Origin of the sequence: Pseudomonas sp. MONT-RG-20F-20-E-7-02 (assembly GCF_022662395.1) — a bacterium.
Classification (GTDB): domain Bacteria; phylum Pseudomonadota; class Gammaproteobacteria; order Pseudomonadales; family Pseudomonadaceae; genus Aquipseudomonas.
Genome location: NZ_JAKNQN010000005.1, coordinates 1 through 14,826 on the forward strand (window position 1 = coordinate 1; position 14,826 = coordinate 14,826).

11 protein-coding genes are annotated in these 14,826 nt (G+C 62.5%); 10 read left to right on the plus strand and 1 reads right to left on the minus strand.

Annotation, left to right across the window (positions count from 1 at the left end):
- Window positions 1-1,317 (minus strand): retention module-containing protein (locus L8I05_RS15745; RefSeq protein ID WP_242170057.1); only part of this gene is annotated, 1,317 nt, incomplete at its 3' end.
- A gap of 336 nt (window positions 1,318-1,653) precedes the next feature.
- On the opposite strand from L8I05_RS15745, the gene L8I05_RS15750 reads away from it, so the two are divergent.
- The 10 genes from L8I05_RS15750 (at window position 1,654) to L8I05_RS15795 (ending at window position 14,809) form a co-directional block, all read left to right on the plus strand.
- A complete protein-coding gene (locus L8I05_RS15750; protein ID WP_159953560.1) occupies window positions 1,654-3,012 on the plus strand; it encodes a TolC family outer membrane protein in 1,359 nt (452 codons plus the stop codon).
- Window positions 3,013-3,053: 41 nt separating this feature from the next.
- Complete coding sequence (locus L8I05_RS15755; protein WP_177017132.1) at window positions 3,054-5,210, plus strand: type I secretion system permease/ATPase; 2,157 nt, start codon at window positions 3,054-3,056, stop codon at window positions 5,208-5,210.
- A complete protein-coding gene (locus L8I05_RS15760; RefSeq protein ID WP_106577304.1) occupies window positions 5,200-6,564 on the plus strand; it encodes an HlyD family type I secretion periplasmic adaptor subunit in 1,365 nt (454 codons plus the stop codon). The genes L8I05_RS15755 and L8I05_RS15760 overlap by 11 nt, the downstream gene beginning before the upstream one ends.
- A 214-nt stretch (window positions 6,565-6,778) precedes the next feature.
- Window positions 6,779-7,672 (plus strand): TauD/TfdA family dioxygenase, encoded by an 894-nt coding sequence (locus L8I05_RS15765; protein ID WP_242170059.1) that lies wholly within the window; start codon window positions 6,779-6,781, stop codon window positions 7,670-7,672.
- Between the two features lie 21 nt (window positions 7,673-7,693).
- Window positions 7,694-8,545, plus strand: coding sequence for an ABC transporter ATP-binding protein (locus tag L8I05_RS15770; protein ID WP_159953564.1), 852 nt, complete (start codon window positions 7,694-7,696; stop codon window positions 8,543-8,545).
- An 11-nt stretch (window positions 8,546-8,556) separates the two neighbouring features.
- On the plus strand, window positions 8,557-9,405 hold the full coding sequence (locus L8I05_RS15775; protein WP_242170061.1) for an ABC transporter permease: 849 nt from the start codon (window positions 8,557-8,559) through the stop codon (window positions 9,403-9,405).
- Window positions 9,406-9,470: 65 nt separating this feature from the next.
- Entirely contained in the window at window positions 9,471-10,391 is a 921-nt protein-coding gene (locus L8I05_RS15780) for a LysR family transcriptional regulator (protein ID WP_177017135.1), read from the plus strand.
- 378 nt (window positions 10,392-10,769) lie between these two features.
- Window positions 10,770-12,305 carry an MFS transporter gene (locus tag L8I05_RS15785; protein ID WP_177017136.1) on the plus strand — a complete coding sequence of 512 codons (1,536 nt, stop codon included), beginning with the start codon at window positions 10,770-10,772 and terminating at the stop codon, window positions 12,303-12,305.
- A gap of 15 nt (window positions 12,306-12,320) precedes the next feature.
- A complete protein-coding gene (locus L8I05_RS15790) occupies window positions 12,321-13,379 on the plus strand; it encodes an HlyD family secretion protein (RefSeq protein WP_159953567.1) in 1,059 nt (352 codons plus the stop codon).
- On the plus strand, window positions 13,376-14,809 hold the full coding sequence (locus L8I05_RS15795; RefSeq protein ID WP_242170063.1) for an efflux transporter outer membrane subunit: 1,434 nt from the start codon (window positions 13,376-13,378) through the stop codon (window positions 14,807-14,809). Before L8I05_RS15790 ends, L8I05_RS15795 begins: the two co-directional genes overlap by 4 nt.
- The last annotated feature ends 17 nt before the right edge of the window (window positions 14,810-14,826 follow it).

The window sequence follows — 14,826 nt, forward strand, 5'->3', positions numbered from 1 at the left end:
GTTGTTGTAAACATCGTTAGCCGGCGTCTGAAACACCGTCGAACCCACCGTTTCACCGGCTTTAATGGTGATCGTCTGACCATTCGAAAGCGTAACGGTAACGTCGGTTTGCGCCTTGTTAGTCAAAGTCGCTGTGTAGGTAATCTCACCACCTTCAACCACCGACGCCTTATCAGCAGTCAGAGAAACCGTGGTGTTATCGATCGAATCAACAATCGTAGTCACCGCAGGCGTAGTGCTCGGCACCAGGTTTTCAAAGTTGCCGCCGGTTGCGCCGGTAATCGTCGTGCTGACGGTAGAGCCGTTGTTGTAGACGTCGTTAGCCGGGGTGTCCACGACCACCGTGCCGACCGATTCGCCGGCCTTGATCGTAATCACCGAGCCATTGCTCAAGGTGATGGTCACCGGCGTCTGCGCCGGGTTGGTCAGGGTGGCGGTGTAGGTGATCTGGCCACCTTCGGTCACCGTCTCGCCCGCCGTCAGGGTGACGGTGGTGGTGTCGATGGTGTCGGTAATCTGAGTCACGGCCGGGTTAGGGTCGATGGTCAGCACCAGGTTGTTGCCGCCGGTGGTGCCGGTGACGGTCACGCTGATCTGGCTTGGGTCGATGTATGGGCTGTCGTTCGGCGCCAGCGGTACGTTGACGGTACCGGTGGTTTGGCCGGCCACGATGGTGATCACCGCGCCGTTGGACAAGGTGATGCTCAGGTTGCTGGTCGACGGCTGCGTCACGGTGGCGGTGTAGGTCAGCACGCCGCCGGCTTCGGTGATGGTCGGGGTTGCACTCAGGGTCAGGGTCGACGCCTGCAGCACCAGATTGCCGGAGGCGGTGGTGCCTTGGGCGCCAGCCAGCTGAGTTTGGGTCGTACCGGCCTGGCCCAGCGGGCCGGTCGGGAAGCCGATAGTCGGGTCGACGCGGCCGGCGGTCGCGTCCAGCACCACGAAGCTGTGGCCGCCGCCCGCCGCGCCATTACCGGCAGCGGTTGCGCCTGCGGCGGTGGCTTCCAGGTCGGTGGTCGGGTCGGCGCCGGCGGCGATGGCTTGCTGCAGTTCGGCAACCGACGGCGCGGCTTGCTCGGTGGCCGCCGCCAGGTCGAGGCTGGAGTCCGGCATATCGGCGCTCCACTGCGTATCGCGACCCAGGTCCAGCGTACGGCCATCAGCCAGTTCCAGGCTGACCGAGCCGGACATGCCGGTGTCGATCTGGTCGCCCGCGAACAGGCGATCGCCTTCTACCAGTACGCGGCGCGCCCCTTCCGGAGAAATAACGAAAACTTGACCAACAATGCTTTTGACGATGGCAACAACACTGCTCATTAAAGATTTCTCCGGCGATCCGTTTCTGATGACTTCCATGTGGCCGCTCGGGGGAGGGCCAAACAGGAGGGGCGTAGACTAAGAGGTTACTGGCGTCAAATATTTGGCTAGATTTATTCGCTATCTAGTTTATGCCAAACTATTGACCTTATGGTCGCCATCCTAAACAATTGGCCCCGTAATGTCACATTGATATTTATGCGGCGAACCGTCCTACATGTGTGAAGCAGTTCCGCTTTTTGAACTTTCCGACGTACGGTCATTACGGTAGCCATTATCCGACTCAGCGAGGCCAATCGCTGTGATTTGAGACAAGAAGTCCTGGGGAATTTTTAAATGCGTCTGCACCTGTTTATGGCTATACCGTTCGCTCTCGCCGCCAGTTTTGTACAAGCCCAAACATTGCCCCAGGCCATGCAGCAGGCCTTAGATGTGCACCCGGAAATTCAAGCCGGTGTGAACAGCCGTATCGCCGCCGATTACCAATTGCGCGCCGCCCAAGGTGGTTACCTGCCTCGCGTTGATTTGAACGCCGGTTATGGCCGTGAAGGTACCGACGATTCCAACACTCGCGCCGTCAGCGGCCCGAACGGCAACCAGTGGGACACCCACAACCGGGGCGAATCCAGCCTGCGTTTGCAGCAGATGATTTTTGACGGCTTCGCCACATCCAGCGAAGTCGGGCGTCAACAAGCCAACGTCAACTCCCGCGCTTACTCCTTGCTGGGGACTTCCGAGCGCACCGGGTTGACCGTCGCCCAGGTGTACCTGGATGTGCTGACTCGCCGTGAGTTCGTGCGCCTGGCTGAAGAAAACCTGCGCAACCACGAACGTATCTACGACCAGATCAAGCTGCGCACCCAGCGCGGCGTAGGTAATGGTGCCGACCAGGACCAGGCCGAAGCGCGTCTGGCCCAGGCCCGCAATAACCTGATCACCGAGCAGACCAACCTGGCCGACTCCCAAGTCAATTACCTCAGCGCCGTCGGCCAGATGCCCGACCAGCTCGAGCGCCCGGCGCCGTTCATGGCCATGCTGCCGGCTGACTTCAACGAAGCACGCCGCCAGATGCTCGACAACAGCCCTGTCCTGCGTTCGGCCGAGTCAGATATTTCCGCCGCCGAAAGTCAGTACGAAGCGGCCAAGTCCAGCTTTTACCCGCGCTTTGATGCAGAGCTTGGCACTAATGCCGACAACAACGTCGGCGGCGACGCCGGTCACAGCAACGGTTGGGAAGCCATGGTGCGCATGCGCTTCAACCTGTTTGCCGGTGGCAGCAACAAGGCCGACCTGCAATCCAAGTCCTACCAGGCCAGCCAGGCGCTGGATATCCGCAACAATGCTTTGCGCCAACTCAACGAAGAACTGGGCCTGGCCTGGAACGCCTTGAACAACGCCAACGCGCAATTGCCGGTCGCCCAGCAATACGTGGATCACAGCACCCGCGTGCGCACGTCCTACCAACAACAGTTCAGCCTGGGCCAGCGTACCCTGCTCGACTTGCTCGACAGCGAGAACGAATTGTTCACCGCTTCCCGTCGTTTGGAAGAGATCAAGAACATTCAGTTATTTACTCAATATCGAATCAAGGCGACCATGGGCGAATTGCTCAAAAGCCAGGGAGTGGTCGCACCGATGGCCTCCGTCGTCCAGAACGACGTGAAGCCAAAAGTCCAACTGCCTGGGATGAATTGAGTCACCCCAATAGCCCCAACTGTTAGTCGAGAGTGCAGCGCGTGGAATCCGAAGTCAGTCGAGTTCATCTCAGTCATGATCCACGCACGCTGCACGACGACCCGTTACTCGACGGGTTGTTGGCGCTCTGTGCCCTGCATCAAAAACCGGCCAGTGCGGCCATGCTCACCACCGGCCTGCCGCTGCCCTCGCAGCGCTTGAGTGCCGACTTGCTCTCACGTGCAGCCGCGCGTGCCGGGCTGCAGGGCCGGGTGCTGCAACGCAAGCTGGAACAGATCCCGACGATTGCCCTGCCGGCGCTGCTGTTGCTCAAGGACGGTCGCAGTACCGTGCTGGTCGGTTGGCAAGGCGAAGACGAAGCACGGGTCCTGCTCAGCGAAAGCGACGGCGGTGAAGTGCTGGTCAAGCGCGAGCTGTTGGCCGACGACTACATCGGCAAAGTCTTCTTCGCCCAGCCGCAACATAAATTCGACGTCAACCACGGCACCCTGATTCCTCGCGCGCGTTCATGGTTTCGCGACACCCTCAAGCGTTCGCGCTGGCTCTACACCGACGCCATCGCCGCGAGCTTCCTGATCAATATCATCGCCATGGCCGCGCCGCTGTTTGTGATGAACGTGTACGACCGTGTGGTGCCGAACCAGGCCACGGCGACCTTGTGGGTGCTGGCCGTGGGTATCTGCGGCGCGTACCTGTTCGACCTGATTCTCAAAAGCCTGCGCAGCCTGTGCCTGGACCTGGCCGGTAAAAAGACCGACCTGATCATCTCGGCCACGCTGTTCGAGCGCATCGTCGGCATGTCCATGAAGTATCGCCCGGCGCGAGTCGGCAGCTTTGCGCAGAACATCCATGAGTTTCAGAGCCTGCGCGATTTCCTCGCCTCGCTGACCCTCACCAGCCTGATCGACCTGCCGTTCACCCTGCTGATTTTCCTGGTGATCGCCATCCTCGGCGGCCACTTGGTGTGGATTCCGGTGCTGGCCTTCCCGATTGCCCTGGGCATCGGCTACGCCCTGCAAAAACCGCTGGTGGCGACCATGGAACGAACCATGGCCCTGGCCGCCGAGCGTCAGTCCAGCCTGATCGAAACCCTCGCCGGGCTGGACGCAGTCAAGGTCAACAACGCCGAGAGCGAGCGCCAGTACGGCTGGGAACAGACCATCGGCACCCTCAGCCGGCTTGAGCTGCGCGTGAAGTTGCTGTCGGGCCTGTCGATGAACATGACCCTGCTGATCCAGCAACTGGCCGGCGTGATCATGATCGTGTTCGGCGTGTACCAGATCATCGACGGCAACCTCAGCATGGGCGGCCTGATCGCCTGCTACATGCTCAGTGGCCGCGCCCTGAGCCCGCTGGCTTCGCTGTCGGGCCTGCTGACCCGCTACCAGCAAGCCAAGGTCACCATGACCTCGGTGGACCAGATGATGGAGCTGCCCCAGGAGCGCAATTTCGAAGAGCGCCCCATGAGCCGTCGCACTCTGCAAGGTGCCATCGAGTGCCGGGGCCTGAACTTCACCTACCCGAACCAACAGAACGCCGCGCTGAAAAATATCAACCTGGTGATCAAGCCCGGCGAGAAAATCGGCATCATCGGCCGTAGCGGCTCGGGCAAAAGCTCCCTGGCCAAACTGATCGTAGGCCTTTACCAGCCCGACTCCGGCGCCTTGCTGGTGGACGGCGTGGACGTGCGCCAGATCGACGTAAGCGAACTGCGCCACAACATCGGCTACGTCGCCCAAGACATCCAATTGCTCGCCGGCACCCTGCGCGACAACCTGGTGTCCGGTGCGCGTTACGTCGAAGACGAAATGGTCCTGCAAGCCGCCGAACTGGCCGGCGTGCACGAATTCGCGCGCCTGCACCCTCAAGGTTATGAACTGCAAGTCGGCGAGCGTGGGCAGAACCTGTCAGGCGGCCAACGCCAGAACGTCGCCCTTGCCCGCGCATTGCTGCTCAACCCGCCCATCCTGCTGCTGGACGAACCCACCAGCGCCATGGACAACACCGGTGAAGAACGCTTGAAACAACGCCTGCAAGCCGTGGTGCAAAACAAGACCGTGGTGCTGGTCACGCACCGTGCCTCACTGCTCTCCCTGGTGGACCGCCTGCTGGTGGTCGACCGTGGGCAGATCCTCGCGGACGGCCCGAAAGCCGTGGTTATGGAAGCGTTGAAAAAGGGGCAGATCAGTGTTGCTTAACTCCATCAAAAGCGCGGTCGGCCGCTACTTCAAAGGCTCCGACTCGCTGCAGGGCCAACCCCTGCCCGAGGTCAACAAAGCGCTGATCGAAGATGCGCCGCGAGTTATCCGCCTGACCATCTGGGCAATCATCGCGTTCTTCGTGTTTTTGGTTGTGTGGGCCGGTTTTTCCAGCATCGACGAAGTCACCCGTGGCGACGGCAAGGCGATTCCATCGTCCAAGCTGCAAAAAATCCAGAACCTGGAAGGCGGCATCGTCTCCGAGCTGTTCGTCAAGGAAGGCCAGATCGTCGAAGCCGGCGCGCCTCTGATTCGCCTTGACGACACGCGGTTCGTCTCCAACGCCGGTGAAACCGAAGCCCTGCGCCTGGCCATGCAACTGCGCGTCGAGCGCCTGAGTGCGCAGGTGGACGACCGCCCGCTGAACATCCCCGACGACGTGCTCAAGGCCGCGCCAAGCCAGGCGGCCAACGAGCGCTCGCTGTATGAGAGCCGCCGCCAGCAGTTGAAAGACGAAGTAGGCGGCTTGCAGGAGCAACTGGTGCAGCGCCAACAGGAACTGCGCGAGTTCACCTCCAAGCAAGGCCAATACCGCAGCCAGCTGTCGCTGCAACGCCAGGAAATCAACATGTCCGAGCCATTGGTGGCCCAGGGCGCGGTATCGCCGGTGGAAGTGCTGCGCCTCAAGCGCGCCGAGATGGAAACCCGTGGTCAGTTGGACGCCACCACGTTGGCAATTCCCCGCGCCGAATCGGCGATCAAGGAAGTGCAGCGCAAGATCGACGAAACCCGTGGCAAATTCCGCAGCGAAGCGCTGACCCAGCTCAACGAAGCGCGCACCGAACTGAACAAGGCCGAATCCACCGGCCGCGCCCTCGAAGACCGGGTCAGCCGTACGCTGGTCACCTCGCCGGTACGCGGCATCGTCAAGCAACTGCTGGTCAACACCGTCGGCGGCGTGATCCAGCCGGGCAGCGACATGGTCGAAATCGTGCCGCTTAACGACACCCTGCTGGTGGAAGCCAAGATCCGCCCGCAAGACATCGCTTTCTTGCACCCAGGGCAGGAAGCGATAGTCAAATTCACCGCCTATGACTACACCATCTATGGCGGCCTGAAGGCCAAGCTCGAACGCATCGGTGCCGACACCATCACCGATGAAGACAAGAAAACCACCTACTACATGATCACCTTGCGTACGGATCGCAGCCATTTGGGCACCGATGAGAAGCCATTGCTGATCATCCCCGGCATGGTGGCCTCGGTGGACATCATCACCGGCAAGAAAAGCATCCTGAGCTACCTGCTCAAGCCGATCATCAAGGCGCGGGCCGAGGCGTTGCACGAGCGGTAATCTCCAGCGCCTGTTGGGGCCTCATCGCAGGCAAGCCAGCTCCCACATTTTGATTTGTGAACACATTCAAATGTGGGAGCTGGCTTGCCTGCGATGGCGCCATCAGCTTCACCGCAGATCCCAACCCTATTGCATATCGATATTCACTAACGGTATTTAATCGCCCGTTCTTATATCTATAAAGTCACTCCCCTGTCCGACCGGGAGTGCCCTCATGTCCGCCACCTCTACTGTTCCAACAGCGACCTCTACCGCCCAAACCTTCGACATCCGCCCCTTTCCCGGCAGCGTCGGCGCCGAGATCGTCGGCCTGGACTTGTCCCGCCCGGTCAACGACCAGGATTTCGCGCGCATTCACCGCGCCCACCTGGACCACCATGTCGTAGTGTTCCGCGACCAGCGCATCACTCCCGAACAACAGATCGCCTTCAGTCGCCGCTTCGGCGTGCTGCAGATTCATGTGCTCAAACAGTTCCTGCTGGCCAACCACCCGGAAATCCTGATCGTCTCCAACATCATCGAAAACGGCCAATCCATCGGCCTGGGTGACGCGGGCAAATTCTGGCACTCCGACCTGTCATACAAAGAACTGCCCAGCCTCGGCTCGATGCTGCATGCCCAGGAGCTGCCGTCCGAAGGCGGCGACACGCTGTTCGCCGACATGCACAAAGCCTGGGACCAACTGCCCGAGCACCTGCGTAAAGCCGTCGAAGGCCGCAGCGCTGCGCATTCCTACACCGCGCGTTACAGCGAAACCAAATTCGAAGGCAACTGGCGCCCAACCCTCACGCCCGAGCAGCTCGCCCAGGTTGCCGAAGTGGTGCACCCGATTGTGCGCACCCACCCCGAAAACGGCCGCAAGGCGCTGTTCGTCAGCGAAGGCTTCACCACGCGCATCGTTGGCCTGCCGGAGGATGAAAGCCGCGACCTGCTGGCCCAGCTCTATGCCCACAGCGTGCTGCCGCACAATATCTACCGCCACCAGTGGCAGCCCCACGACCTGGTGTTCTGGGACAACCGCTCGTTGATCCACTTGGCTGCCGGTTGCCCAAGCCATCTGCGTCGCAAGCTGTTTCGCACCACCATCCAGGGCGACGCGCCTTTCTGATTCCCCGGCAAGAGAAATGAAATGAACGCGCCCCTGCAAGGCCACGCGGCCAGCAACCTGAACACTGCCGGTCCGTTACTGGCGGTGGATAACGTCAGCCTCGAGTACCGCACGCCCGAGCGTGTAGTACGCGCCACCCACCAAGTCAGTTTCGAGATCGACCCGGCCGACCGCTACGTGCTGCTCGGCCCTTCGGGTTGCGGCAAATCCACCTTGCTCAAGTCGATTGCCGGGTTTATCACACCCTGCGAAGGCGAGATTCGCCTGCTGGGGCAAAAGGTCGAACAGCCCGGCCCGGATCGCATCGTGGTATTCCAGGAATTCGACCAGCTGCCGCCGTGGAAAACCGTCAAGCAGAACGTGATGTTCCCGCTGTTGGCGTCGAAAACCTTGAAGCGTCGCGAAGCCGAAGAACGCGCGCTGCACTACCTCGAAAAAGTCGGTCTCAGCGCCTTCGCCGATGCCTACCCGCATACCCTTTCCGGCGGCATGAAAGCCCGCGTGGCCATCGCGCGCGCCTTGGCCATGCAGCCAAAAATCCTGCTGATGGACGAGCCCTTTGCCGCGCTCGACGCCCTGACCCGGCGCAAGATGCAGGAAGAATTGCTGCTGCTCTGGGAGGAGGTGCGCTTCACCCTGTTGTTCGTCACCCACTCCATCGAAGAAGCGTTGGTGGTGGGCAATCGCATCCTGTTGCTATCGCCGCACCCAGGGCGTGTGCGTGCCGAAATCCACAGCCATCAATACGACCTGCACAGCCTCGGCGGTGTGGAATTCCAGGCGTCGGCGCGGCGTATTCATCGCCTGCTGTTCGATGAAGCGCCCGAGGCCGAACGTGAGTTGGGTTTCGCCGATATCCGCATCGCTTACTGAGAGGCCGACGTATGCGCCAGGAATTTGAAGTAAACCTCGAACCGCTGCTCAGCGTCCCCGTCGAACGCGAGCTGCCGCTGCGTCAGCGTCTGTGGCAACAAGGTTGGCTGCGCAAGGGCTTGATCCTGATTGTGCTCGCCATTCTCTGGGAAGCGGTCGCCCGTTATCAGAACAACGACCTGCTGCTGCCGAGCTTTCTGCAGACCTTTCACGCGCTCTACGACGGCCTGCTCAGCGGTGAGTTGCTCAGTAAAGTGAGCATCTCGCTGGCGGTGCTGATCAAGGGCTACCTGATCGGCATTGTGCTGGCATTCGCCCTGACCACGTTGGCGGTGTCGACGCAGTTGGGCCGCGACCTGCTGAGCACGCTGACCTCGATGTTCAACCCGCTGCCGGCCATCGCCTTGCTGCCGCTGGCACTGCTGTGGTTCGGCCTGGGGCAGAACAGCCTGATTTTTGTGCTGGTGCATTCGGTGCTGTGGGCCTTGGCGCTGAACACCTATTCCGGGTTTCTCGGCGTCTCCGAAACCCTGCGCATGGCGGGCCGCAACTATGGCCTCAAGGGCATGCGTTTCGTGCTGTTCATCCTGATCCCGGCGGCGCTGCCGTCGATCCTCGCCGGGCTCAAGATTGGTTGGGCATTTGCCTGGCGCACGCTGATCGCCGCCGAGCTGGTGTTCGGCGCCACCAGCGGCAAAGGCGGGTTGGGCTGGTACATCTTCCAGAACCGCAATGAGCTGTACACCGACAAGGTGTTTGCCGGTTTGGCCGTGGTGATCCTGATCGGCTTGCTGGTGGAAAACCTGGTGTTCAACACCTTCGAGCGGCTCACGGTGAAACGCTGGGGCATGCAGCGCTGAACCCGCGGTTTTAATCCTGCTACGATTGCACGCAATTCACTCCCCACCGACCACGAGTGCTTGGCATGCAACTACCGGACATGAACCTGCTGGTCGCCCTCGACGCCTTGCTCGACGAGGGCAGTGTGGTCGGCGCCGCACGGCGGATGAACCTGAGCCCGGCCGCCATGAGCCGCACCCTTACGCGCATTCGCGAGGCGGTCGGTGATCCGATCCTGGTGCGCGCCGGTCGCGGCCTGGTGCCAACGCCCAAGGCGCTGCAACTGCAAGGCCAGGTGCGCAACGTGGTAGAGCAGGCGGCGTTGCTGTTTCGTTCGGCGGATGAGGTTGACCTGAGCACCTTGCGCCGCCGCTTCAGTGTGCGCGCCAATGACTTCTTTATCGGCGTCTACGGCGGTCGGCTGTTCGACACCATGGAGCGCGTGGCGCCGTTGTGCGAGCTGTGCTTCGTACCCGAAGGCGACACCGACGACGAGGCGCTGCGTGAAGGGCGGCTGGACCTGCGGGTAAGTAATTCCAGGCCGCCCAGCCCGGAAGTGAAGGTGCAAAACCTGTTTTCCACCACCTTCGTTGGTCTCGCGCGCGAAGACCACCCGCTGTTCGACGAAGAGATCACCGCCGCGCGATTCGCCAGCTACTCCCACATCAGCATTTCGCGCCGCGGCATTGCCCGCGGGCCGATCGACACCGCGCTGAATGCCCTGGGCCTGGAGCGCCGCGTGGCAATGATCGCACCGGGCTTTCATGGCGCGATGTTCATGCTGCCTGATTCCGACCTGCTGTTGCCGGTGCCCAAGGAAGCCCTGCTGAGTGCCAATCGCCTGAAGCTGCCGCTGCGCGCCTTCCAGTTGCCGATCTCCCTGCCGACGCTGATGTTGGCCCAATCCTGGCACCCACGTTTCGACAAAGACCCGGCCCACAAATGGCTGCGCGAAACCATGCGCGAAAGCTGCCACGCCACCTGGCTCGAAGCGCAGCCCACCTGAATCTCACCTGCACTGGATCGTTCCCACGTTCCACGTGGGAATGCAGCCCGTGACGCTCTGCGTCACCTGCGCGCAAGGTCCGAACTCCGCGCGGGCTGGCGGGGCGCGGAGCGCCCCCATGAGGCGTTCCCACGCAGAGCGTGGGAACGATCGATTCACTCGATCAATGTGGGAGCTGGCTTGCCTGCGATGGCGGTCTGACTGTGTAGGGATTCATTGCCGACCCACCGCTATCGCAGGCAAGCCAGCTCCCACAGAGATCAGCAGTGCCCCTGAGGATTGCGTCTGATGCACTTATAAGCTGCCAACAAGTAACTTTTTGTCATGGGTTCGCCTGATTAAACTGCTCGGGTATTTCTAACCCCGAGTTACCCGTTCATGACTTCCCTCGCTGCCCCCGCCTTACAGGCTGCAGCCCAACCGACTGCGCTCAACCCTCCGGTGTTCGGCCCGCGCATCATCATCGGCCTGGTCGGCGTATTGCTGGCGGTGCTGGTGTCCGGCCTCAACGAGATGGTCACCAAGGTCGCCCTCGCTGATATCCGGGGTGCGCTGTATATCGGCTTTGACGAAGGCACCTGGCTGGTCGCCGCCTACACCGCCACTTCAGTGGCGGCCATGGCCTTCGCGCCGTGGTGTTCGGTGACGTTTTCCCTGCGCCGCTTCACCCTCTGCGCCATCGGTTTGTTCACGGTGCTGGGCATCCTGTGCCCGTTTGCGCCGAACTACGAAAGCCTGCTGGTGCTGCGCACCGTGCAAGGCCTGGCCGGTGGCGCGTTGCCGCCGATGCTGATGACCGTGGCGCTGCGTTTTCTGCCGGCCAACGTAAAGCTGTATGGCCTGGCCGGCTATGCGCTCACCGCCACCTTCGGCCCGAGCCTGGGCACGCCGCTGGCGGCGCTGTGGACCGAATACGTCGGCTGGCAATGGGCGTTCTGGCAGATTGTCGCACCATGCCTGCTGGCGATGGCCGCCGTGGCCTACGGCTTGCCCCAGGACCCACTGCGCCTGGAGCGCTTCAAGCAGTTCAATTGGCGTGGTCTGCTGACCGGCTTCCCGGCGATCTGCATGCTGGTGATCGGGCTGTTGCAAGGCAATCGCCTGGACTGGTTCGAGTCCGGCCTGATCACGTTTTTGCTCAGTGGCGGCACGCTGTTGCTGGTGCTGTTTCTGATCAATGAATGGTCGCAGCCGATTCCGTTCTTCAAGTTGCAGATGCTCGGCCTGCGCAACCTGGCATTTGCCTTGATCGTGCTGGCGGGCGTGCTGATGGTGCTGACCTCGGTGATCATCATTCCGTCGAGTTTCCTTGCTCAGGTGCAGGGTTACCGGCCGCTGCAAACTGCGCCGGTGATGCTGCTGATGGCGCTGCCGCAGTTGATCGCGCTGCCGCTGGTGGCGGCGCTGTGCAACCTGCGTTGGGTCGACTGCCGTTGGGTGCTGGGGCTCGGCCTGAGCATGCTGGTGCTGTGCTGCGTGGGCAGCGCGCACCTGACGTCGGAGTGGATTCGCGACGATTTCTACGGCCTGTACCTGCTGCAAATCTTCGGTCAGCCCATGGCCGTGTTGCCGCTGTTGATGCTTTCTACCGGCAGCATCCAACCGATGGACGGGCCGTTCGCCTCGGCCTGGTTCAACACCGTCAAAGGCCTCGCCGCCGTGATCGCCACCGCCGTGCTGGACACGCTGACCACGCAGCGCCTGCACTTTCACTCGACGATGTTGGTGGACGGCCTGGGCAACTCGCCCCTGGCCGACGGCGACGCGCCGGGCCTCGCTCACCGCCTGCACGAACAGGCCATGGTGCTGACCTCTGCGGATCTTTATTACGTCATGGCCGCCGTCGCGGTGGCGCTGATCCTGCTGATTTTCTGGATGCCGACGCGGATTTTTCCACCGCGCGCACCGACCTGACTGAAAGGACTTCTCATGAAACGCAAAGACAAAATTGCCGTCTCCGTTATTGCCGTGTTTGCCGTCGGCGTACTGGTTTACCTGGTCGCGCCGGGCGTGCTGGGCAGCAAGCGCCAGACCACCAACGACGCCTTCGTCGCCGCCGACTTCACCCTGGTGGCGCCGCGCGTGGCGGGCTTCATCAAGGAAGTGCTGGTGGAAGACAACCAGCGCGTCAAGGCCGGCCAACTGTTGGCGCTGATCGACGACCGCGACTTTCGCGCCGCCGCCCAAGCCGCCGACGCCGATACCCTGGTCGCCCAGGCTCAACTGAAAAACGCTACTGCGACCCTTGAGCGCCAAAGCTCGGTAATCGCCCAGGCCCAGGCCACCGTGTCGGCAGACCGCGCCGAAGTGGCCTTCGCCGAGCACGAACTGAACCGCTACAACCACCTCGCCGGCGTGGGCGCGGGCACTGTGCAGAACGCCCAGCAGGCCAAGACCCGCATCGACCAGGCCACCGCGCGCCTGGCGAATGCCACGGCGGTGCTGGCGGCCGAGCGCAAGCAGGTGGAAATTCTCACTGCCCAGCGCGATGCCGCCGAAGGTGGACTCAAGCGCGCCCAGGCGGCATTGGAAATGGCCAGCTATCAGCTGTCCTACACGCGCATCGTCGCGCCGGTGGACGGCATGGTCGGCGAGCGCGCAGTGCGGGTGGGTGCGTATGTGACGCCGGGCAGCAAGATCCTCGCGGTAGTGCCGCTGGCCGAGGCCTATGTGGTGGCCAATTTCCAGGAAACCCAACTGTCGCATATGCACGCCGGCCAAGCCGTGCAGGTGCGCGTCGACAGCCTCGACGGCGAGCTGCTCAACGGCCATCTGCAAAGCCTGGCGCCGGCCACTGGCGTGACTTTTGCCTCGGTCAAGCCCGACAACGCCACCGGCAACTTCACCAAAGTGGTGCAGCGCATTCCGGTAAAAATCATCCTTGAGCCCAACCAGCCGCTGACCGAGCGCTTGCGCGTCGGCATGTCGGTGGAAGCCAGCGTCGACACCCAGCCGGTCACGCAGCCGCGTGAGGTGGCGCAGCAATGAGACACTTCGCCTGGCTCACCTTGAGCCTGATCAGCCTCAGCGCCTGCACCGTCGGCCCGGACTTCCAGAAGCCCCAAGGCCCGCACGTCACTCAGTGGGCCGAACCCCAGGGCCGCCAAGCCGCCAGCCGCGCGGTGACGGAGCCGTTGCAGGAGCGTTGGTGGGACGTGTTCCACGACGAGCAACTCTCGGCGCTCACCCGTCGTGCGCTCACCGACAACCTCGACCTGAAACTCGCCAGCAGCCGCCTGCAACAAAGCCGCGCCGTGCGCCAGGTGACCACCGCCGAGCGTTATCCCAACGTCAACGCCAGCGGCGACTACCTGCGTCAACGCAACAGCGGCAAAGGCTTGAGCGACCCGTCCGGTGAGAATGGCCAGTCCGCCTACAACCAATGGGATATGGGCTTCTCCGCCGCCTGGGAGCTGGACTTTTGGGGCCGCGTAAAACGCGAAACCGAAGCCGCCGACGCCACCCTGCAAGTGGCCGAAAACGACCGCCGCGCCGTACTGCTGTCGGTACTCGCCGAGACCGCCCAGGACTACATCCAGCTACGCGGCGTGCAGAACACCCGTGCCGTCACCGAGCAGAACCTCGACGTTGCGCGCCACAGCCTCAAGCTCTCGCAATTGCGCCTGGCCGACGGCGTGGCGACCGACCTGGACGTGGCCGAAGCCGCCGCCCAGGTCGCCGCCATCGAAGCGCGCCTGCCGGAGCTGCAGCAGCGCCAGGACCAGTTGATCAACGCCCTGAGCCTGTTGATGGGCGAGCCGCCCCAAGCCCTGCACGCGCAGTTGTCCAAGGACGCCGCCGTGCCGCAAACCCAGCGTCAGGTTGCCATCGGCTTGCCGTCGGAGTTGGCCGAGCGCCGCCCCGACATCCGCCAGGCCGAAGCGCGCCTGCACGCCGCCACCGCCAACATCGGCGTGGCCAAGGGCGACTTCTACCCGCGCATCACCCTGTCCGGCAGCCTCGGCTCCCAGGCCTTGCAACTGTCGGATTTCGGCTCGTGGGGCTCGCGCGCGTTCGCCTTCGGCCCGCAATTCAGCCTGCCGCTGTTCAACGGCGGGCGCCTGCAAGGCATGTTGAACCTGCGCGAAGCCCAGCAACAGGAAGCCGCGCTTGCCTACCAGCAAACCGTGCTGCGCGCCTGGCATGAAATCGACGACCAGTTGACCCGCTACAACGCCAGCCAACTGCGCCGCGACAGCCTCGCCGAAGCGGTACGTCAGAACCAGATCGCACTGAGCACAGCGCAACATCAATACGTCGAAGGCGTGGTGGATTTCGTCAACGTGCTCACGGTGCAGAGCGCGCTGCTGGCGACGCAGGAACAGTGGGTGGAAAGCTCCACGGGCGTGTCGCTGGCCATGGTTGGGTTGTATAAGGCGCTGGGTGGCGGGTGGGAGTCGGTGTATCCCGCAGGTTAAACACAACGCCCTGTGGG

Coding starts and splice junctions, on each gene's coding strand:
- L8I05_RS15750 (WP_159953560.1), top strand. CDS start 1,654: ATGCGTCTGCACCTGTTTATGGCTATACCGTTCGCTCTCGCCGCCAGT.
- L8I05_RS15765 (WP_242170059.1), top strand. CDS start 6,779: ATGTCCGCCACCTCTACTGTTCCAACAGCGACCTCTACCGCCCAAACC.
- L8I05_RS15770 (WP_159953564.1), top strand. CDS start 7,694: ATGAACGCGCCCCTGCAAGGCCACGCGGCCAGCAACCTGAACACTGCC.
- L8I05_RS15775 (WP_242170061.1), top strand. CDS start 8,557: ATGCGCCAGGAATTTGAAGTAAACCTCGAACCGCTGCTCAGCGTCCCC.
- L8I05_RS15780 (WP_177017135.1), top strand. CDS start 9,471: ATGCAACTACCGGACATGAACCTGCTGGTCGCCCTCGACGCCTTGCTC.
- L8I05_RS15785 (WP_177017136.1), top strand. CDS start 10,770: ATGACTTCCCTCGCTGCCCCCGCCTTACAGGCTGCAGCCCAACCGACT.
- L8I05_RS15790 (WP_159953567.1), top strand. CDS start 12,321: ATGAAACGCAAAGACAAAATTGCCGTCTCCGTTATTGCCGTGTTTGCC.
- L8I05_RS15795 (WP_242170063.1), top strand. CDS start 13,376: ATGAGACACTTCGCCTGGCTCACCTTGAGCCTGATCAGCCTCAGCGCC.